The sequence below is a fragment of the Enterobacter sp. BNK-18 genome (assembly GCF_047456135.1).
Lineage (GTDB): Bacteria > Pseudomonadota > Gammaproteobacteria > Enterobacterales > Enterobacteriaceae > Enterobacter > Enterobacter ludwigii.
Genome location: NZ_CP179899.1, coordinates 1059152 through 1076844 on the forward strand (window position 1 = coordinate 1059152; position 17693 = coordinate 1076844).

Sequence of the window (17693 nt, forward strand, 5' to 3'; positions counted from 1 at the left end):
AACAATGAAATTCAGTGAACTGTGGTTACGCGAATGGGTGAACACCACGCTTGATAGCGAAGCGCTTTCCAACCAGATCACCATGGCGGGTCTGGAAGTTGACGGTGTTGAGCCGGTTTCTGGCGCTTTCAATGGCGTCGTTGTGGGCGAAGTGGTTGAGTGCGGTCAGCACCCTAACGCTGACAAGCTGCGTGTGACAAAAGTTAACGTAGGCGGCGATCGCCTGCTGGATATCGTCTGCGGCGCGCCAAACTGCCGTCAGGGCCTGAAAGTGGCCGTGGCGACCGTGGGGGCTGTACTGCCGGGCGATTTTAAAATTAAAGCAGCGAAACTGCGCGGTGAGCCGTCTGAAGGCATGCTGTGTTCGTTCTCTGAGCTGGGTATTTCCGACGATCACAATGGCATCATTGAGCTGCCGCTTGATGCGCCTATTGGTACCGACATCCGCGAATACCTGAAACTTGATGACAACACCATTGAAATCAGCGTGACGCCAAACCGTGCGGACTGCTTAGGCATTATCGGCGTGGCCCGCGATGTGGCCGTGCTGAACCAGACTGAACTGAACGTACCGGAAATCATACCGGTTGACGCTACCATCAGTGACACACTGCCGATTCAGGTTGAAGCCGCTGACGCGTGCCCACGCTACCTTGGTCGTGTGGTGAAAGGCATCAACGTAAAAGCGCCAACCCCGCTGTGGATGAAAGAGAAGCTGCGTCGCTGTGGTATTCGTTCTATCGACGCCGTCGTTGACGTGACCAACTATGTTCTGCTGGAGCTGGGTCAGCCGATGCACGCGTTCGATAAAGATCGTATCGAAGGCGGTATTGTAGTGCGTATGGCGAAAGAGGGCGAAACCCTGGTTCTGCTCGACGGCAGCGAAGCAAAACTGAATGCTGATACGCTGGTGATCGCGGATCACGTTAAAGCGCTGGCGATGGGCGGTATATTTGGTGGTGAACACTCCGGTGTAAACGATGAAACGCAAAACGTTCTGCTGGAGTGTGCGTTTTTCAGCCCGCTTTCTATCACCGGTCGCGCACGTCGTCACGGCCTGCATACCGATGCCTCTCACCGTTATGAGCGTGGCGTCGATCCGGCACTGCAGCACAAAGCGATGGAGCGTGCGACGCGTCTGCTGATCGACATCTGCGGCGGTGAAGCGGGCCCGGTTATCGACGTCACCCACGAAGCGACGTTACCGAAGCGTGCGACCATTACCCTGCGTCGTAGCAAGCTGGATCGTCTGATTGGTCACCATGTTTCTGACGCACAGGTCAGCGATATCCTTCGCCGCCTGGGTTGTGATGTGACCGAAGGGCAGGACGAGTGGAAAGCCGTTGCGCCATCCTGGCGTTTCGACATGGAGATCGAAGAAGATCTGGTGGAAGAAGTGGCTCGCGTATACGGCTACAACAACATCCCGGATGAGCCTGTTCAGGCGGGTCTGGTGATGGGAAGTCACCGTGAAGCAGATTTGTCTCTTAAGCGTGTGAAAACCATGCTGAACGACAAAGGCTATCAGGAAGTGATCACCTACAGCTTTGTTGATCCAAAACTGCAGCAGATGATCCATCCGGGCCAGGAAGCGCTGATCCTGCCAAGCCCAATCTCCAGCGAAATGTCCGCGATGCGCCTGTCCCTGTGGACCGGTCTGCTGGGGACTATCGTTTACAACCAGAATCGTCAGCAAAACCGCGTGCGAATTTTCGAAAGTGGTTTACGCTTTGTACCGGATAATCAGGCAAATTTAGGCATCCGTCAGGATCTCATGCTGGCTGGTGCCATCAGCGGTAACCGTTACGAAGAGCACTGGGACCTGGCAAAAGGCACGGTTGATTTCTACGATATGAAGGGAGATCTGGAAGCAATTCTCGATCTGACCGGTAAATTATCTGAAATTGAATTCCGTGCAGAAGCGATCCCTGCGCTGCATCCAGGCCAGAGCGCGGCTATCTATTTAGACGGCAAACGCATTGGTTTCATTGGCGTTGTTCATCCTGAGCTGGAGCGCAAGCTGGACCTGAACGGCCGTACCATCGTGTTCGAGCTGGAATGGAGCCCGGTTGCAGACCGCGTTATTCCTCAGGCCCGCGACGTCTCACGCTTCCCGGCAAACCGCCGTGATATCGCGGTTGTGGTCGCGGAAAATGTGCCCGCAGCAGATATTTTGGCCGAATGTAAGAAAGTTGGCGTAAATCAGGTAGTTGGCGTAAACTTATTTGACGTGTACCGCGGCAAGGGCGTAGCAGAAGGTTTCAAGAGCCTCGCTATTAGCCTTATCCTTCAGGATACCAGCCGTACACTCGAAGAAGAGGAGATTGCCGCTACCGTCGCCAAATGTGTAGAGGCATTAAAAGAGCGATTCCAGGCATCATTGAGGGATTGAACCTATGGCGCTTACAAAAGCTGAAATGTCAGAATATCTGTTTGATAAGCTTGGGCTTAGCAAACGAGATGCCAAAGAGCTGGTAGAGCTGTTTTTCGAAGAGATCCGTCGTGCTCTTGAAAATGGTGAGCAGGTAAAACTCTCCGGTTTTGGCAATTTTGATTTGCGTGACAAAAACCAACGTCCGGGCCGTAACCCAAAGACGGGGGAAGATATTCCGATTACAGCCCGCCGCGTGGTGACCTTCAGACCCGGCCAGAAGTTAAAAAGCCGTGTCGAAAACGCAACGCCCAAAGCAGAGTAATATGAACTAACTAAAAAGGCCGCTCACGCGGCCTTTTTTCTTTGCGCTCTCTGGCAAACCCGCCGTAAAATCAATTACATCACACGCTACTAAAACCATGTCCATGCTTGATTATGCCCATCGCCAGCACCGTTTAGATCAACGACACCTGCTTTTGCTCGTGCTGCTGCTCATTGTTACCGCAGGCGTTAGCCTGTGCGCCGGGGAACAGTGGATAGGGCCTGAACACTGGTTTGAGCCTGAGGGGCAGCTTTTCGTCTGGCAAATCCGTCTGCCGCGCACGCTGGCAGTGATCCTGGTGGGTGCCGCGCTGGCACTGTGCGGCACCATTATGCAGGCATTATTTGATAACCCGCTGGCGGAGCCCGGGCTGCTCGGCGTATCGAATGGCGCGGGCGTAGGGCTGGTGGCGGCGGTGATGTTGGGCGGGGGGGAACTCTCCTCATGGGGGATTAGCCTCAGCGCCATTATTGGCGCGTTGCTGATAACGGTAATCCTTTTGCGCTTTGCCAGACGGCACTTATCAACCAGCCGGCTGCTGCTTGCCGGGGTGGCACTGGGGATCATCTGTAGCGCACTGATGACCTGGGCGGTGTACTTCTCCACGTCCTTTGACTTGCGTCAGTTGATGTACTGGATGATGGGCGGCTTCGGGGGCGTAGACTGGCGCCAGGGCTGGCTGATGGCCCTGCTGATACCGGTCTTGCTGTGGGCAGGCCTGCAGGCACAGCCGCTGAATATTCTCGCGCTGGGGGAAACCTCGGCCCGCCAGCTTGGCATGCCGATAGGCTTCTGGCGTAACGTGCTGGTCATTGCCATTGGCTGGCTGGTTGGTGTGAGCGTGGCACTGGCCGGGGCGATTGGCTTTATTGGGCTGGTTATCCCGCACATGCTGCGTCTGTGCGGTATCACCGACCATCGAACCTTACTGCCGGCCTCGGCGGTTGCCGGGGCGGTAACGCTGCTGGTGGCGGATATCATCGCCCGGCTCGCCCTGACAGCCGCTGAGCTGCCAATAGGCGTGGTGACCGCCACGCTGGGCGCGCCGGTATTTATCTGGCTACTATTAAAATCCGGACGTTAAATCACTACCCGTAAGATAACCTGAGGGAATGCTATGCAGTCTGATATTTTGAATACCGAAGTGACCACCATTGAGGGTGAGAAAACCACACTGGAAAGCTATAAAGGCAACGTGCTGCTCATCGTGAATGTGGCCTCCAAATGTGGCCTGACGCCACAGTACGAGCAGCTGGAAAACATTCAAAAAGCCTGGGAGAAAGACGGTTTCACCGTGCTGGGCTTCCCGTGCAACCAGTTCCTGGGCCAGGAGCCGGGCAGCGAAGACGAAATCAAAACGTTTTGCAGCACCACCTACGGTGTGACGTTCCCGATGTTCAGCAAAATCGACGTTAACGGTGAACATCGCCATCCCCTGTATGCGAAGCTGGTGGCGGCCGCGCCGACCGCCGTTGCGCCGGAAGGCAGCGGTTTTTATGAGCGCATGGCCAGTAAAGGACGCGCGCCGCTCTATCCGGACGATATCCTGTGGAATTTTGAAAAATTCCTTATTGGTCGTGACGGACAGGTGGTGCAGCGTTTTTCACCGGACATGACGCCTGAAGATCCGATTGTGATGGAGTCTATCAAGCTGGCGCTGGCGAAATAATGACGTTGCTGATGCAGCTCACGGACGTCGCCGATACGGGGCGTCTGGAGCCGATAACCGGTGCCATCAATGCAGGCGAAATCCTGCATCTTGTCGGGCCGAACGGCGCAGGAAAGAGCACCTTACTGGCGCGCATGGCGGGGCTGACCGCCGGCGCGGGGGAGATAACCCTGCTGGAGCATAACCTTGCTGACTGGTCGCCAGTCTCACTGGCGCACAGGCGCAGCTATCTGGTGCAGCAGCAGGTCCCGCCCTTTGCGATGCCCGTCTGGCACTACCTGATGCTGCATCTGCACGATAAACAGCATACGTCGCTGCTCACTGAGGTGGCGGCGGGATTAGGGCTAGAAGATAAACTGTCCCGGCATGCCAGCCAGCTTTCGGGGGGCGAGTGGCAGCGCGTGCGTCTGGCGGCCGTCATTTTGCAGATTCACCCGGCCGGCAATCCACATGGCAGACTGCTGCTTCTGGATGAACCGATGAGCGGTCTGGATGTGGCACAGCAGGCCGCGCTGGACACCCTGTTAAGCTCCCTGAGCAGAAAAGGGATCGGTGTGGTCATGAGCAGTCATGACCTGAACCATACGCTGCGTCATGCCCACCGGGTGTGGCTGTTGGCGCGAGGAAAGATGATTGCCAGCGGCACGCGCGATGCGGTATTGACGCCGCCAAATCTTGCCCGCGCGTACAATATGTCTTTCCGCAGGCTGGATATAGAAGGGCATAAGATGCTGATTTCTACCGCGCAGGCGTAACCGTTTCTTGCCTGTTAACGCCGTTGCACGCTAAATTACGAAAAGAACAAAAAAAGCAGAGGATTCGTCTGAAAATGCGATTCTGGTTTCTCCTGATGGCCGCGTTATTTCTTGCGGGATGCAGTAGCCATCGTGCGCCGCCGCCTAACCCGCGGCTTTCAGATTCTATTACCGTCATTGCCAGCCTTAACGATCAGCTGAGCAACTGGCGCGGCACGCCCTATCGTTATGGCGGCATGAGCCGTGGGGGCGTAGATTGTTCTGGCTTTGTTCTGATGACGTTTCGCGATAAGTTTGATTTACAGCTTCCGCGCGAAACGCGCAAACAGGCGGAAATTGGCACGGAAATCGATAAAGATGATTTGCTGCCCGGCGACCTGGTTTTTTTCAAAACCGGCTCGGGTGACAGTGGGCTTCACGTCGGTATTTATGATACCGATAATCAGTTTATTCACGCCTCGACCAGTCGTGGGGTGATGCGCTCGTCGCTCGATAATGTTTACTGGCGTAAAAACTTCTGGCAGGCACGACGTATTTAGTCTGTCAAAGAGCAGTCTCTTATGATGGCATGATAACTAATAAATCATGCCATTTTTTCTCAAATAAGAGGTTTAAAGTTAAATTTACGAAAAATGACTTATCTCCTCAGGTGTCTGTTTTATCTAAAACTGGCTATTACTGAGTAACCAGGATAAGATTATTTTAGATTCAGGGATAAATCTGAAAAATAATACGGAACTAATGAAATTAATCTTATTAAAATCAAGACAGTGGAATTGTGTCGGCAATTGCTCCAGGATGTCCTCTCTCATCTTTAATGCGGGGCGAGTGCAATGATTATTACGCTAGATAATGCTTACCAGTCTGAACTGATGCTTCTGCCTGCCCGTAATAGCGCCGGCGAGCTTAAAGGTTTAGAGGTTCTGGTTAACTTTACTGGCGTCGGTACCCACGTTCGGATCCCCACCGAACTCGTTATCCCGCGGCTTTCGGCTGAAGAAGAGTTAGCGTTGTTTAACGAGAAATTGCAATTGCTTGATACCTGTAAACTGTTTTTTATTCAGCATCAGTTAATTGCATGGATCAATATTACACCTGTAATTGTTGAATTTTTATTAAGTAATGGGAACGCTGTTTCAATACTTGAGCGTTATCCGTTTCTTGAGTTTACTGTTAATGAGAATTATCCAGGTTTAAATAACGGGAAGGACGATCTGCAACTGGCGAGAATGGCAATCCATTTTCCGCTGGTGCTGGCAAACTTTGGCGCAGGCGCCGCGTCGTTGAAAGCCGTTTATGATGGATTGTTTAAACGGGTCATTCTCGACAAGGGATTTATCCAGCAGCGTGCTTCTGAACTCTCTTTTGAGCCTTTTATGCGCGCAATCCTCTGGCAAATAACGCCTCACTGTCAGTCCGTGCTCGTCGGCGGCATTGATGACCACGGTTTATTGCAGCGCGTCTTGTCCTTTAACTTTGGCGCAATGCAGGGGGCGCTCTGGCCGGCCGTCTCTGCAGAGCACGTCACCACGCTCGTTCAGTGATAACCCTCTCTTTCGCCCGTGTTTAAGTCCGGGTAAACCCTCTACACTAAAAGCAGGAGGACCTATGACCCTGTCTTTTACTGCTCACTGGCATGACGAGTTGCCGGGTTTTTATACCGCACTCAAACCCACACCGTTACAAAATTCCCGTCTTATCTGGCATAACGATCGGCTGGCAGATGAGCTGGCTGTTCCACCTGAGATGTTTCAGCCCGCCGACGGCGCTGGCGTCTGGGGAGGCGAAACGCTGCTTGCCGGTATGCAGCCTCTGGCTCAGGTCTATAGCGGACATCAGTTTGGCGTCTGGGCAGGACAACTGGGCGATGGCCGGGGGATCCTGCTGGGCGAACAACGGCTGCCCAACGGAGAGACGGTGGACTGGCACCTGAAGGGGGCCGGTCTAACCCCTTACTCGCGAATGGGCGACGGGCGCGCGGTATTGCGTTCGACTATTCGCGAATGTCTGGCATCCGAAGCGATGCATGCGCTGGGGATCCCCACCACCCGCGCACTGTCGATTGTAACCAGTGACACCCCGGTGGCGCGTGAAACGATGGAAAAAGGGGCGATGCTTATGCGCGTTGCGCAAAGCCATCTGCGTTTTGGCCACTTTGAACACTTTTATTATCGTCGTGAGCCGGAAAAAGTCCGCCAGCTTGCGGATTATGCCATTCGTCATCACTGGTCTCATTTCCAGGACGAGGCCGATAAGTACATTCTCTGGTTCCGCGATGTGGTAGCCCGTACCGCAACCATGATTGCCCGCTGGCAGACGGTCGGGTTTGCCCATGGGGTGATGAACACGGACAACATGTCGCTTCTCGGGTTGACCTTTGATTACGGTCCGTTTGGCTTCCTTGATGACTATCAGCCGGGGTACATCTGCAACCATTCTGACTATCAGGGACGTTACAGTTTCGACAATCAGCCGGCTGTTGGCCTGTGGAACCTGCAGCGCCTTGCGCAAACTCTGTCGCCGTTTATCGACGTTGATGCCCTGAATGATGCGCTCGACAGCTACCAGGACATTTTACTGCGCGAATACGGCGTGCTGATGCGCAACAAGCTGGGGCTGGTGACGCAGGAGAGGGGCGATAACGACATCCTGAACGCTCTGTTTGCCCTCATGGAACGTGAAGGCAGCGATTACACCCGCACCTTCCGGATGCTGAGCCAGACTGAGCAACACAGTTGTGCCTCACCGCTGCGCGACGAGTTCATTGACAGGCAGGGCTTTGACGACTGGTTTGCGCTTTACCGTGCGCGGTTGCAGCAAGAGCAAGTCGACGACGCAACCCGGCAGGCGCAAATGAACGCGGCGAACCCGGCGATGGTTTTGCGCAACTGGCTGGCGCAGCGGGCCATTGAACAGGCAGAGCAGGGGGAGTATGACGAATTACATCGCCTGCATGTGGCTCTGCGTACGCCGTTTGCTGACCGTGATGACGACTATGTCAGCCGTCCGCCGGACTGGGGAAAACGCCTGGAAGTGAGCTGTTCGAGCTAGTCCGGGCGGACAAAACCTGACACCTTGCGGTGCCAGGTTTTTTTATGCCGATACCGCGGTCACTGTGCGACCCATCCGCCATCCATATTCCAGGCGGCGCCGCGGACCTGTACGGCGCTGTCACTGCACAAAAACAACGCCAGCTCGCCTAGCTGTTCCGGCGTAACAAACTCACCGGCGGGCTGTTTCTCTGCCAGCAGTTGCTCACGAGCGACATCCGGTGCGACGCCATCGGCAATACGTCTGTCGATTTGCTGCTGCACCAGCGGGGTCAGCACCCAGCCCGGGCAGATGGCATTGGCGGTAATACCTGTGCGGGCGGTCTCCAGCGCCAGGGATTTGGTAAAGCCCACCACGCCATGCTTAGCGGCAACATAGGCGGATTTCTCTTTCGAAGCGACCAGCCCATGCACGGAGGCGATATTAATGATGCGCCCCCAGTTTTTTGCCTGCATCGCAGGCAGCGCCAGCCGGCTGGTGTGAAAGACGGAAGAGAGGTTGATGGCGATAATGTCGTTCCATTTCTCCACCGGGAACGCATCAACAGGTGCGACGTGTTGTATACCGGCGTTGTTGATCAGAATATCGACTCCGCCATACCGGGTTTCGGCGTAGTGCATCATGGCTTCAATCTGCTGGACGTCACGCAGGTCCGCATCGTGATAGCCCGGCGTTTTACCCCGTTTCGCGATATCGTCTCTTGCCGATTCACTGTCGCCGAAACCGTTAAGAATCAACTGCGCGCCAGCCTTCGCCAGCACGCCAGCGATCCCAAGTCCAATACCGCTGGTCGAGCCGGTCACCAGTGCGGTTTTACCGTTCAGATTCATTTTATTCTCCTTACACAATGCCGATGAGATAGAACACGGCAATGACAAAAAGCACCGCCAGACTTTTGATGAGGGTGATAGCGAAAATGCCGCCATACGCCTGACGATGGCTCAGACCCGTAATGGCAAGCAACGTAATCACGGCCCCGTTATGGGGAAGCGTATCCATGCCGCCGCTGGCCATCGAGGCCACGCGGTGGAGAACCTCCAGAGGGATATTGGCTGCGTGGGCGGCCGCGACAAACGTATCGGCCATGGCCGCAAGGGCGATGCTCATCCCGCCCGACGCCGAACCGGTGATCCCGGCAAGCACGGTCACGCTGATGGCTTCGTTGAGCAACGGGTTCGGGATAGCGGCGAGCGCTTTGGATAAGACCAGAAAACCGGGCAGCGCAGCGATCACCGCCCCGAAACCGTATTCAGATGCGGTATTCATTGCCGCCAGAATGGCGCCGCTGACCGCCGTCCGGCTGCCTTCTGCCAGCCGTCCCCGGATATTGCGAAATCCAAAAAGCAGTACCATGACAATACCCGCGATCAGCGCCGCTTCCACGGCCCAGATGGCGGTGATTTTGCTGACCTCGGTGACAATCGGCTTCGCCAGTCCGGGCAGGATAAGCTCATGTTGCGTCCCGTACCAGCCGGGGATCCAGCGGGTAAACAGCAGGTTGAGGATCCCGACCAGCAGCAGAGGGGAAATGGCGATCAGCGGATGGGGCAGATTAATGTTGTCCGGCGTTTCAGGTTCATTTTTCAGATCGGAACCGTAACCCTCATTGTTGTTGAGCGCCTTTCGCCGCTGACGCTCCAGCCAGAGCAGGCCAAAACAGAGGATAAACAGCGAGCCAATCAGCCCAAGCCACGGCGCGGCCCAGGCGTTAGTGCCAAAGAAGCTGGTGGGGATAATGTTCTGGATCTGCGGCGTACCGGGCAGGGCGTCCATGGTAAACGAGAACGCCCCCAGAGCCACGGTCGCCGGGATAAGACGTTTGGGGATGCCGCTCTGGCGGAACAGTTCGGCGGCAAAAGGATAGACGGCAAACGCCACCACGAAGAGCGAAACGCCGCCGTACGTTAACAATGCACACACCAGCACAATGACCGGAATCGCATGGCGGCGCCCGAGGATCTGGATCGCTGCAGCGACGATAGCGCGTGAGAAACCGGAAAGCTCAATCAGCTTGCCAAACACGGCACCCAGCAGGAACACCGGGAAGTAGAGCTTGACGAAGCCGACCATCTTTTCCATAAACAGACCGGTAAACGTCGGGCCGACGGCCCCCGGATCGGTCAGCAGCACGGCACCCAGCGCCGCGATGGGGGCAAACAGAATAACGCTGTATCCGCGATAGGCCGCAAGCATCAGCAATGCCAGCGCCGCCAGGGCAATCAACACACTCATTATGACTCCTCACTATCATTGTTATATTCGGGTACCAACGAGATGTCCGGGCGCGGTTAGCGCGCAAGGGTTAATGCAATGCCTTGCCCCCCTCCCACACACAGGGTGACGAGCCCTTTTTTCGCGTCGCGGCGTTGCATCTCATGCAGCAGCGTGACGAGGATCCGACAGCCAGAGGCGCCGATGGGGTGGCCAAGCGCAATCGCACCACCGTTTACGTTCACCTTACGTTCATCCCAGCCGAGCAGTTTGCCAACGGCCAGCGCCTGTGCGGCAAAGGCTTCATTCGCTTCAATGACGTCCACCTCATCCAGCGCCCAGCCTGCCCGGGCCAGAGCCGTCTGGCAGGCGCTGACCGGCCCGATGCCCATCACCGATGGATCAACGCCGGTCACGGCATAACTCACGATCCGTCCCAGGATCGGTAACCCGCTTTCCCGCGCTTTTTCACCGCTCATCAACAGCACCGCAGCGGCACCATCGTTCAGGGTTGAGGCATTACCCGCCGTGACCGTTCCATCTTCACGACGAAAGGCAGGGCGCAACTGAGCGAGTTGCTCAGCGGTGGTTCCCGGCCGGGGTTGTTCATCACTGCTGACCAGGCGCGGCGGCTTTTTACCCTCGCTCACCGTGACCGGAGCCATCTCCGCGTCAAACAGACCGTGCTCAATGGCCGACGCCGCTTTTTGCTGCGACCGGGCGGCAAAAGCGTCCTGCTGCTCGCGGGAGATGCCATACTGGCGGGCAACGTTTTCCGCGGTGATGCCCATGTGATAATCGTTAAATGCGTCCCACAGGCCGTCCGTTATCATGCTGTCCTGCAACCCTGTATGACCAAAACGCAACCCTGACCGCGCACCGTCCAGCAGGTAAGGGGCATTGCTCATGCTCTCCTGGCCGCCAGCGATAACCACGTCGGCATCGCCGCAGCGGATAGCCTGCGCGGCGAGCTGCACCGCTTTTAAGCCGGCACCGCACACCAGATTGACGGTTGTTGCGGGCGTACTGACGGGCAATCCGGCCGTGAGAGCGGTCTGACGGGCGGGGTTTTGTCCACACCCTGCCGTCAGCACCTGACCGAAAATCAGTTCGTCTACCTGATCTGCGCACAGCTGGCTGTTCTCGAGCAGGCGACGAACCGCTACGGCACCCAGTTCAACCGCGGAAAGGGAGGAGAGCGATCCGCGAAAACTGCCTACAGGGGTTCGCGTGGCCCCGACAATCATGACCTCATTCATGTTCACTCCTCAGTTGAAGCGCATCTCGCGCACGTCGTCCGCCACGATGATTTTCCCGGCTGTTTTACTGACGATGTCGTCAATACTGACGCCGGGGGCGTATTCCCGCAGAATGAACGCGCCGTCTTCAATCTCCAGCAACGCAAGGTCGGTTAACACCCGACGGATGCAGCCAGCGCCGGTCAACGGCAGCGTGCAGCGCGGCAGCAGTTTTGACTCGCCGTTTTTTGCGGCATGGGTCATCACCACAATGATGTTCTGCGCCCCGGCGACCAGATCCATCGCGCCTCCCATCCCTTTCACCATCTTGCCCGGGATCATCCACGAGGCGATGTTGCCTTCGACATCCACTTCGAACGCCCCGAGTACGGTCAGGTCAACATGACCGCCCCGGATCATGGCGAACGACTGGGCCGAGTCGAAAATGGCTGCACCGATCCTCGCGGTGACGGTCTGCTTACCGGCGTTAATCATGTCGGCGTCAAGGCTCTGCTCATCCGGAAAGGCTCCCATCCCCAGCAGGCCGTTTTCAGACTGGAGCATTACGTCCATTCCCGCCGGAATATAGTTCGCCACAAGGGTCGGGATCCCTATCCCCAGGTTGACGTAGTAACCGTCGCGCAGTTCTCGGGCGACGCGCATGGCCATCTGTTCACGGGTTAACATCTTCAGACTCCCTCTGCGCGCAGCGTGCGCTGTTCAATGCGTTTCTCGAACTGGCCGACAATCAGCCTGTCGACGTAGATCCCCGGGGTATGAATGGCCGACGGGGGCAGTTCGCCCGGGGCGACGATCTCTTCCACTTCCACCACCGTTATCCGGCCCGCGGTGGCCATCAGCGGGTTAAAGTTTTGCGCGGTATGGCGATAGATAACGTTGCCATACCAGTCCGCTTTCCAGCCCTTGATCAGCGCAAAATCGCCGGTGATGGCCTTTTCGAGGACATAATGCTTGCCGGCAAACTGGCGAACTTCCTTGCCAGCAGCCACGGGGGTGCCATAGCCGGTGGCCGTGTAAAACGCCGGAATACCCGCTCCGCCAGCGCGAACCTTTTCTGCCAGGGTTCCCTGTGGGGTGAGTTCCACTTCCAGCTCGCCGCTCAACACCTGTTGCTCAAACAGCGCGTTTTCGCCCACGTACGACGCCACCACTTTTCGTACCTGGCGCGTCTCAAGGAGTATCCCGAGACCAAAACCATCGACGCCGCAGTTGTTTGAAACCACCGTCAGCCCTTGCACCTGACGGCGTCTGACTTCGGCAATCAGGTTCTCAGGAATGCCGCACAGGCCGAAGCCGCCTGCCAGCAATGTCATTCCGTCCGTCAGCCCGTCCAGCGCCTGCGCATAGCTGCCGACGCGCTTATCCAGTCCCGCCATAATCATCCCTCCCGTTATCCGTGCCGGTATCATTAGGGGCGGCGACTCATTTGTTAATTTTGAATTTGTGACCCACTCATTTGGTTTTTTTATTAATTTCCTGTTAACTAAATTTTTTCAATTAGTTAACAAGGTGAAAAATGAGAATGAGTGTCAAACAGTTACGCGCGTTTTTAGCGGTAGCTCACACTCTGAATTTCGCGCATGCCAGTGAACGGCTGAATCTTTCCCAGCCGGCGCTCAGCCTGACGATCAAGGGTCTGGAGGAGGCGCTGGGGGGACCGCTGTTGCAGCGCAGCACCCGCAAGGTGGCGCTGACGCAGGAGGGGGAAACCTTTTTACCGATGGCGCGGCAGCTGCTGGCGGACTGGGATAACGCCGAAGAGGCCATGCATCAGTGCTTTACGCTGCAGCGCGGCAAAATCTCAGTCGCGGCGATGCCGTCATTTGCGGCGAATGTCCTGCCGGAGGTGCTCAAGGCATTTCGCGATCGCCACGCCGGGATCAACGTCACCGTGCACGATGTTATCAACGAGCAGGTAATTGAAATGGTGCGGGAAGGGCGGGTCGAGATGGGGATCGCGTTTGAACCGGCGCCGACCCATAACCTGCTTTTTACGCCGTTGGGTCTCGATCGATTTGTCGCCATTGTGCCGAAATCATCCGCTCTGGCAGCCAAAAAACGCCTGTCATGGGAGGCGCTACTGACGCTGGATTTCATTACCCTGCAGCGCCCTTCGGCCGTTCGTCTGATGATGGAAGAGGAGCTGGCCCGCAGCGGTCGTAAACTGGATGTGGCGCTGGAGAGCCATCAGCTGGTGACGGTGGGCAGAATGGTCGCCAGCGGTCTGGGCGGCAGTGCGGTCCCGGCACTTTGTGAGGCGCAGATGACCTCGTTAGGCGCGGTCTGTATTCCACTCGATAACCCGCCGATTGAAAAATGCATCGGCGTGATCCACCCCGGGCATACGCAGCTTTCAAAAGCGGCGCATGCCCTGCTTAAGACGCTGAAAGATTTTTATCAGCCCGGTCAGGGGGCGAGAAACACCTGCGGTGAGGCGTGAACCGGATGTGGGCCAACGTATACCTGAGCGCCATACCACCGGGCCAGCGCGTCGGCCTGTAAAACCATTTCCGGCGTGCCCTGAGAAACCAGCGTGCCGTTATGCAGCAGCAGGATCCGGTCCGCCCACAGCGCTGCCAGATTGAGGTCGTGCAGCACCACGCACACGTGAAAATCGCCCTGACGGGTCAGGGATTTCAACAGCCGCAGCAGATGCTGCTGGTGGTAAAGATCCAGCGCGGAAGTGGGTTCATCGAGAAACAGCCAGCCGCGTGGCCCGCCGTCATGCCAGAGCTGCGCCAGGGCGCGGGCGAGCTGGATCCGTTGTTGCTCGCCACCGGAGAGGGCCGAAAAGTGTCGGTCTGCGAGGGGCAGGCAGCCCGTTATCGCCATTACGGCTTCGACAACCGGGGCTTCCGGGTAGCGCGTCCAGGGCGCGCGGCCCATACCCACCACCGCGTCGACCGGCCAGTCGAAACCGAGCTGCGTATTCTGGCGCATCACTGCCCGGCGGCGTGAAAGCTTTTGCGGGTGCCACGCCTCAAGCGGCGTACCCGCCAGGCTGCATTGCCCGCCAGAAGGCGTGAGATAGCCCGTGAGCAGGCGCAGTAACGTCGATTTTCCGGCACCGTTAGGCCCAATCAACGCCACCATTTCCCCCGGAGATAACGCCAGCGACACGTCGTTGATAAGTGTCCGTTGCCCGACCTGATAAACAAGACGTTCCGCGCAGTAACGTTCAGCCATGTGCGCCTCCACGACGAAAAATGAGCCACAGGAACCACGGCGCACCGAAGAGACTGGTCAGTAAACCGACCGGCATTTCAGCCGGTGCGACCAGCGTGCGCGCCACCGTATCGGCAACCAGCAGCAGCGACGCCCCGGCCAGTACGGAGCCGGGGATCACGGCCCGGTGATCGGCGCCCAGCCACATCCGTATCAGGTGCGGCACCACCAGACCGACAAAACCAATCACCCCGCTGACGGCAACCGCGGCGGCAACCAGTAAGGCGCTGCACAGCAACAGGATCCGCTGTACCGTCGCCACCGCCACGCCAAGGTAGTGCGCTTCTTCTTCACCCAGCTGCAGTAAATTGAGCGCGCAGGCAAGACGCCAGATAATCAGAACGCCTGGCACCATCAGCGAGGTGACGGCCAGCAGCGTAGACCACTGTGCCTGACCCAGGCTGCCCATGCCCCAGAGGGAGAGCTGGCGAAGCTGGGCATCATTGCTGAGCCATGACAGCACGCCGACTGCCGCACCGCACAGGGCATTGAGGGCAATGCCTGCCAGTAACAGCCGTGAAAGTGTGCTGTTACGCTGCTGGCTTAGGACGAAAATGACCAAAGTGGCCGCCAGCGCACCCCCAAATGCCGCGATCATGGGAGCGTAAAGCATCATCAGCGCAGGGAGCGAGAGGGGAATGACCACCCACAGCGCCACGGCCAGCGCCGCGCCGCTGCTGATCCCAAGCAGCCCCGGATCCGCCAGCGGATTACGAAAAAGCCCCTGCATTACGCAGCCTGCCAGCGCCAGCGAGCCGCCGGTGACCAGCGCCAGCAGGACCCGGGGGAGACGAATGGTCAGCCAGATCTGACGCAGGGTTTCATCACTGCCGCGCCACAGCAGACTGACCGGCAGATGCAGTGCGCCAGCCCCGGAGGCCGCCAGCGTCATGACCGTCAGGATGGCGGCCAGCATCCACAGCGACAATGCGATCCGTCGGGACATCAGGGCAGTTGCTCCGCCCGGGTGCGCAATTGCTGTATGGCCTGCGGCGTGCGCACGCTAAAGCCCAGCAGAGCCATATCGTCGATGGTCAGCACCTGCCTGTTCCGTCCCGCCGGCGTTTGCGCCAGGCCGGGAAGTGTCCACACATTCGCTTCGCCACCCAATGCCTTTACGCCATCCTGCGAAATCACCACAAGGTCAGGCTGGCTGGCAATTACGCCTTCCTGGGACAGCGGCTGATAACGGGTAAAGCCCTGCATCGCGTTTTGCAAACCCGCTGCGCGAATGGCTGCATCCGCGGCGGTCTGTTGTCCGGCAGCCATCGCGGTCATCCCGCCGTGGTTGAGGATAAACAGCACCCGTTTGTCGAGTGGCGAGGTGGGCAGGGCTGCCAGCGCCTGGCGCAGCGTAGCGCGCAATGCGTCCCCCTGTGCTTCGCGATGCGTCGCTTCGGCAATGACTCGCACCTTTTCGTCAATCACGCTCAGGTCATGACTGCCGGGAACGGTGACGACACTGACGTGACTTTCCTCGACCTGTTTTAACGCCAGCGAGGGCTGCGCCTGAGCACTGGCCAGCACCAGCGTCGGGCGCATGGATAAGATCCCCTCCGCGTTAAGCTGGCGCAAATAGCCGACGTCGGGCAGGGCGTTCGCCGCCTGCGGCCACTGGCTGGTGCTGTCGCGGGCAACCAGTGACGATCCCGCGCCAAGGGCATAAACAATCTCAGTCACGTCACCCCCCAGGGCGACAATTTTCTGCGGTGTGGCCGCGAACGTCACCAGCGGCAGGGCGCAGAGCAGGGCGAGCCATTTTTTCATGCGGCCAGCCCTTTTCGGGTCAGGGCGTCGACCTGGCTGCGCCACTGACGCTGCTCTGGTTCACCTTCGCTGCGTTGACCGTACAGCTGAGCGATTTGCGTCCCGTCGGCGGCGAAGAGCTCCAGGCTGGTGACGTGCCCGTCAGCGGTAGGTTTACGCGTCACCCATGTTTCGGCGATGGACGTATCCCGCAGATGCAGGGTAAAGGTTGGGTTGAAGATGTTGAGCCAGCCTTTCATCGGGACGACGTTTTCCACCACGCCGGTAAAGATCTGCACGCAGCCGCGGTTGCCGACGAAGATCATCATTTCATTCCCCTCCAGGCGGACCGTTTCCAGCAGCTGTGCCAGAGCGGTGTTGTCTACCCTGCAGGCCAGATCGTCACCCACCAGACGAAACGCCTGCTGACGGCTCAGATTGTGGCGCTTCAGCAGGCCGAAGAACTGATGCACGTCGGTCATGGCGCGCCACTCCTGATCAACGAGGGCGGCATCAGCCTTTTCGTTGTGGGCAGGGACATCGGCATGCTTCAGCGCCAGTGGCGGATTATCGGCAAAGATAAAGCGCGTAAGCAGGTCGCCCCAGGCAGAAATATCGGTGTTATCGGTCGTGTAAACTTTCAGCAGGGCATCGCCCTGAAGGTCGAAGAACTGAATGCTCTGACGCTCACCGCGGGCGGTGGTTTCACTGATGTGGAACGCGCTCGCCCACTGGTTGAGAAACAGACGCAGATCCAGCGCCCGCGGATTCAGTACCAGCCCGGCGTGGCCGCCAAGGTGTTGATGCGTAAACGCGCCCACCTGCTCGTGAACTGCATAGTCGTTACGACAGATGCATTTGGTCTCGCCCACGGCTTCCAGCGCGCCGATGATTTCGCGGATGTCGCCGTGCAGGCGCCAGGCGTCGTGGCCCACGCGGGCGAAGGTCAGCTCTGCTTCGCTGATGTTCATTAAGCCTGCGATGTCACGTGCGTATTGACCCGGATTTTCTTCTTTCAGCGCAAGCCAGCGTGTGTAGTGATTCATTGTCTCTTCCTTTCGAATAAGGGCCCCGGCAGGGC

General features: G+C 57.7%; 18 protein-coding genes. 9 read left to right on the top strand and 9 right to left on the bottom strand.

Annotated elements, in window-relative coordinates; translation table 11 throughout:
• Positions 1–4: 4 nt before the first annotated feature.
• From pheT to selO, 8 genes are all read left to right on the top strand, one after another.
• A complete protein-coding gene (pheT, locus tag ACMGG3_RS05085; protein ID WP_414149644.1) occupies positions 5–2392 on the top strand; it encodes a phenylalanine--tRNA ligase subunit beta in 2388 nt (795 codons plus the stop codon).
• 4 nt (positions 2393–2396) lie between these two features.
• Positions 2397–2696, top strand: a complete 300-nt coding sequence (gene ihfA / locus ACMGG3_RS05090) for an integration host factor subunit alpha (RefSeq protein ID WP_003857805.1) — start codon at positions 2397–2399, stop codon at positions 2694–2696.
• Positions 2697–2799: 103 nt separating this feature from the next.
• Positions 2800–3780, top strand: coding sequence for a vitamin B12 ABC transporter permease BtuC (gene btuC / locus ACMGG3_RS05095; protein ID WP_025204397.1), 981 nt, complete (start codon positions 2800–2802; stop codon positions 3778–3780).
• Between the two features lie 33 nt (positions 3781–3813).
• Positions 3814–4365, top strand: coding sequence for a glutathione peroxidase (locus ACMGG3_RS05100; protein WP_014169696.1), 552 nt, complete (start codon positions 3814–3816; stop codon positions 4363–4365).
• Positions 4365–5120, top strand: coding sequence for a vitamin B12 ABC transporter ATP-binding protein BtuD (btuD, locus tag ACMGG3_RS05105; RefSeq protein WP_020884404.1), 756 nt, complete (start codon positions 4365–4367; stop codon positions 5118–5120). Before ACMGG3_RS05100 ends, btuD begins: the two co-directional genes overlap by 1 nt.
• 74 nt (positions 5121–5194) lie before the next feature.
• Positions 5195–5659 carry an NlpC/P60 family protein gene (locus tag ACMGG3_RS05110; RefSeq protein WP_020884403.1) on the top strand — a complete coding sequence of 155 codons (465 nt, stop codon included), beginning with the start codon at positions 5195–5197 and terminating at the stop codon, positions 5657–5659.
• 294 nt (positions 5660–5953) lie between these two features.
• Positions 5954–6664 (top strand): EAL domain-containing protein, encoded by a 711-nt coding sequence (locus tag ACMGG3_RS05115; protein WP_020884402.1) that lies wholly within the window; start codon positions 5954–5956, stop codon positions 6662–6664.
• Positions 6665–6728: 64 nt separating this feature from the next.
• On the top strand, positions 6729–8171 hold the full coding sequence (gene selO / locus ACMGG3_RS05120) for a protein adenylyltransferase SelO (RefSeq protein ID WP_044867292.1): 1443 nt from the start codon (positions 6729–6731) through the stop codon (positions 8169–8171).
• 59 nt (positions 8172–8230) lie between these two features.
• On the opposite strand, the gene ACMGG3_RS05125 is transcribed toward selO, so the two are convergent.
• Genes ACMGG3_RS05125 through ACMGG3_RS05145 form a run of 5 tightly spaced genes read right to left on the bottom strand, consistent with a single transcriptional unit; the run spans position 8231 to position 13017 of the window.
• On the bottom strand, positions 8231–9001 hold the full coding sequence (locus ACMGG3_RS05125; RefSeq protein ID WP_059305549.1) for a 3-hydroxybutyrate dehydrogenase: 771 nt from the start codon (positions 8999–9001) through the stop codon (positions 8231–8233).
• Between the two features lie 10 nt (positions 9002–9011).
• Positions 9012–10406 (bottom strand): GntP family permease, encoded by a 1395-nt coding sequence (locus ACMGG3_RS05130; RefSeq protein ID WP_204274018.1) that lies wholly within the window; start codon positions 10404–10406, stop codon positions 9012–9014.
• Positions 10407–10459: 53 nt separating this feature from the next.
• Positions 10460–11641, bottom strand: a complete 1182-nt coding sequence (locus ACMGG3_RS05135) for an acetyl-CoA C-acetyltransferase (RefSeq protein ID WP_078773928.1) — start codon at positions 11639–11641, stop codon at positions 10460–10462.
• 9 nt (positions 11642–11650) lie between these two features.
• Positions 11651–12307: a CoA transferase subunit B gene (locus tag ACMGG3_RS05140; protein ID WP_014169704.1), complete on the bottom strand. Its 657-nt coding sequence runs from the start codon at positions 12305–12307 to the stop codon at positions 11651–11653.
• 2 nt (positions 12308–12309) lie between these two features.
• Complete coding sequence (locus ACMGG3_RS05145) at positions 12310–13017, bottom strand: CoA transferase subunit A (RefSeq protein WP_414149645.1); 708 nt, start codon at positions 13015–13017, stop codon at positions 12310–12312.
• A gap of 140 nt (positions 13018–13157) precedes the next feature.
• Between ACMGG3_RS05145 and ACMGG3_RS05150 the strand changes: the two genes are divergently transcribed.
• Complete coding sequence (locus ACMGG3_RS05150) at positions 13158–14081, top strand: LysR family transcriptional regulator (RefSeq protein WP_059305552.1); 924 nt, start codon at positions 13158–13160, stop codon at positions 14079–14081.
• Here ACMGG3_RS05150 and ACMGG3_RS05155 read toward each other — a convergent pair.
• The 4 genes from ACMGG3_RS05155 to ACMGG3_RS05170 are packed head-to-tail and all read right to left on the bottom strand — an operon-like array spanning position 14048 to position 17658.
• On the bottom strand, positions 14048–14827 hold the full coding sequence (locus ACMGG3_RS05155; protein ID WP_041162550.1) for a heme ABC transporter ATP-binding protein: 780 nt from the start codon (positions 14825–14827) through the stop codon (positions 14048–14050). The two genes, ACMGG3_RS05150 and ACMGG3_RS05155, sit on opposite strands and share 34 nt — an antisense overlap.
• The gene (locus ACMGG3_RS05160) at positions 14820–15812 is read right to left on the bottom strand and encodes a FecCD family ABC transporter permease (protein WP_414149646.1); all 993 of its coding nucleotides are present in this window, start codon (positions 15810–15812) and stop codon (positions 14820–14822) included. Before ACMGG3_RS05160 ends, ACMGG3_RS05155 begins: the two co-directional genes overlap by 8 nt.
• Positions 15812–16633 carry a heme/hemin ABC transporter substrate-binding protein gene (locus tag ACMGG3_RS05165; protein WP_063156093.1) on the bottom strand — a complete coding sequence of 274 codons (822 nt, stop codon included), beginning with the start codon at positions 16631–16633 and terminating at the stop codon, positions 15812–15814. Before ACMGG3_RS05165 ends, ACMGG3_RS05160 begins: the two co-directional genes overlap by 1 nt.
• A complete protein-coding gene (locus tag ACMGG3_RS05170) occupies positions 16630–17658 on the bottom strand; it encodes a hemin-degrading factor (protein ID WP_044867859.1) in 1029 nt (342 codons plus the stop codon). The genes ACMGG3_RS05165 and ACMGG3_RS05170 overlap by 4 nt, the downstream gene beginning before the upstream one ends.
• Between the last annotated feature and the right edge of the window lie 35 nt (positions 17659–17693).

Excerpts from the sequence above, each read along its gene's own strand:
- pheT (WP_414149644.1), top strand. The coding sequence starts at position 5 with ATGAAATTCAGTGAACTGTGGTTACGCGAATGGGTGAACACCACGCTT.
- ihfA (WP_003857805.1), top strand. The coding sequence starts at position 2,397 with ATGGCGCTTACAAAAGCTGAAATGTCAGAATATCTGTTTGATAAGCTT.
- btuC (WP_025204397.1), top strand. The coding sequence starts at position 2,800 with ATGCTTGATTATGCCCATCGCCAGCACCGTTTAGATCAACGACACCTG.
- ACMGG3_RS05100 (WP_014169696.1), top strand. The coding sequence starts at position 3,814 with ATGCAGTCTGATATTTTGAATACCGAAGTGACCACCATTGAGGGTGAG.
- btuD (WP_020884404.1), top strand. The coding sequence starts at position 4,365 with ATGACGTTGCTGATGCAGCTCACGGACGTCGCCGATACGGGGCGTCTG.
- ACMGG3_RS05110 (WP_020884403.1), top strand. The coding sequence starts at position 5,195 with ATGCGATTCTGGTTTCTCCTGATGGCCGCGTTATTTCTTGCGGGATGC.
- ACMGG3_RS05115 (WP_020884402.1), top strand. The coding sequence starts at position 5,954 with ATGATTATTACGCTAGATAATGCTTACCAGTCTGAACTGATGCTTCTG.
- selO (WP_044867292.1), top strand. The coding sequence starts at position 6,729 with ATGACCCTGTCTTTTACTGCTCACTGGCATGACGAGTTGCCGGGTTTT.
- ACMGG3_RS05125 (WP_059305549.1), bottom strand. The coding sequence starts at position 9,001 with ATGAATCTGAACGGTAAAACCGCACTGGTGACCGGCTCGACCAGCGGT.
- ACMGG3_RS05135 (WP_078773928.1), bottom strand. The coding sequence starts at position 11,641 with ATGAATGAGGTCATGATTGTCGGGGCCACGCGAACCCCTGTAGGCAGT.
- ACMGG3_RS05140 (WP_014169704.1), bottom strand. The coding sequence starts at position 12,307 with ATGTTAACCCGTGAACAGATGGCCATGCGCGTCGCCCGAGAACTGCGC.
- ACMGG3_RS05145 (WP_414149645.1), bottom strand. The coding sequence starts at position 13,017 with ATGGCGGGACTGGATAAGCGCGTCGGCAGCTATGCGCAGGCGCTGGAC.
- ACMGG3_RS05150 (WP_059305552.1), top strand. The coding sequence starts at position 13,158 with ATGAGAATGAGTGTCAAACAGTTACGCGCGTTTTTAGCGGTAGCTCAC.
- ACMGG3_RS05155 (WP_041162550.1), bottom strand. The coding sequence starts at position 14,827 with ATGGCTGAACGTTACTGCGCGGAACGTCTTGTTTATCAGGTCGGGCAA.
- ACMGG3_RS05160 (WP_414149646.1), bottom strand. The coding sequence starts at position 15,812 with ATGTCCCGACGGATCGCATTGTCGCTGTGGATGCTGGCCGCCATCCTG.
- ACMGG3_RS05165 (WP_063156093.1), bottom strand. The coding sequence starts at position 16,633 with ATGAAAAAATGGCTCGCCCTGCTCTGCGCCCTGCCGCTGGTGACGTTC.
- ACMGG3_RS05170 (WP_044867859.1), bottom strand. The coding sequence starts at position 17,658 with ATGAATCACTACACACGCTGGCTTGCGCTGAAAGAAGAAAATCCGGGT.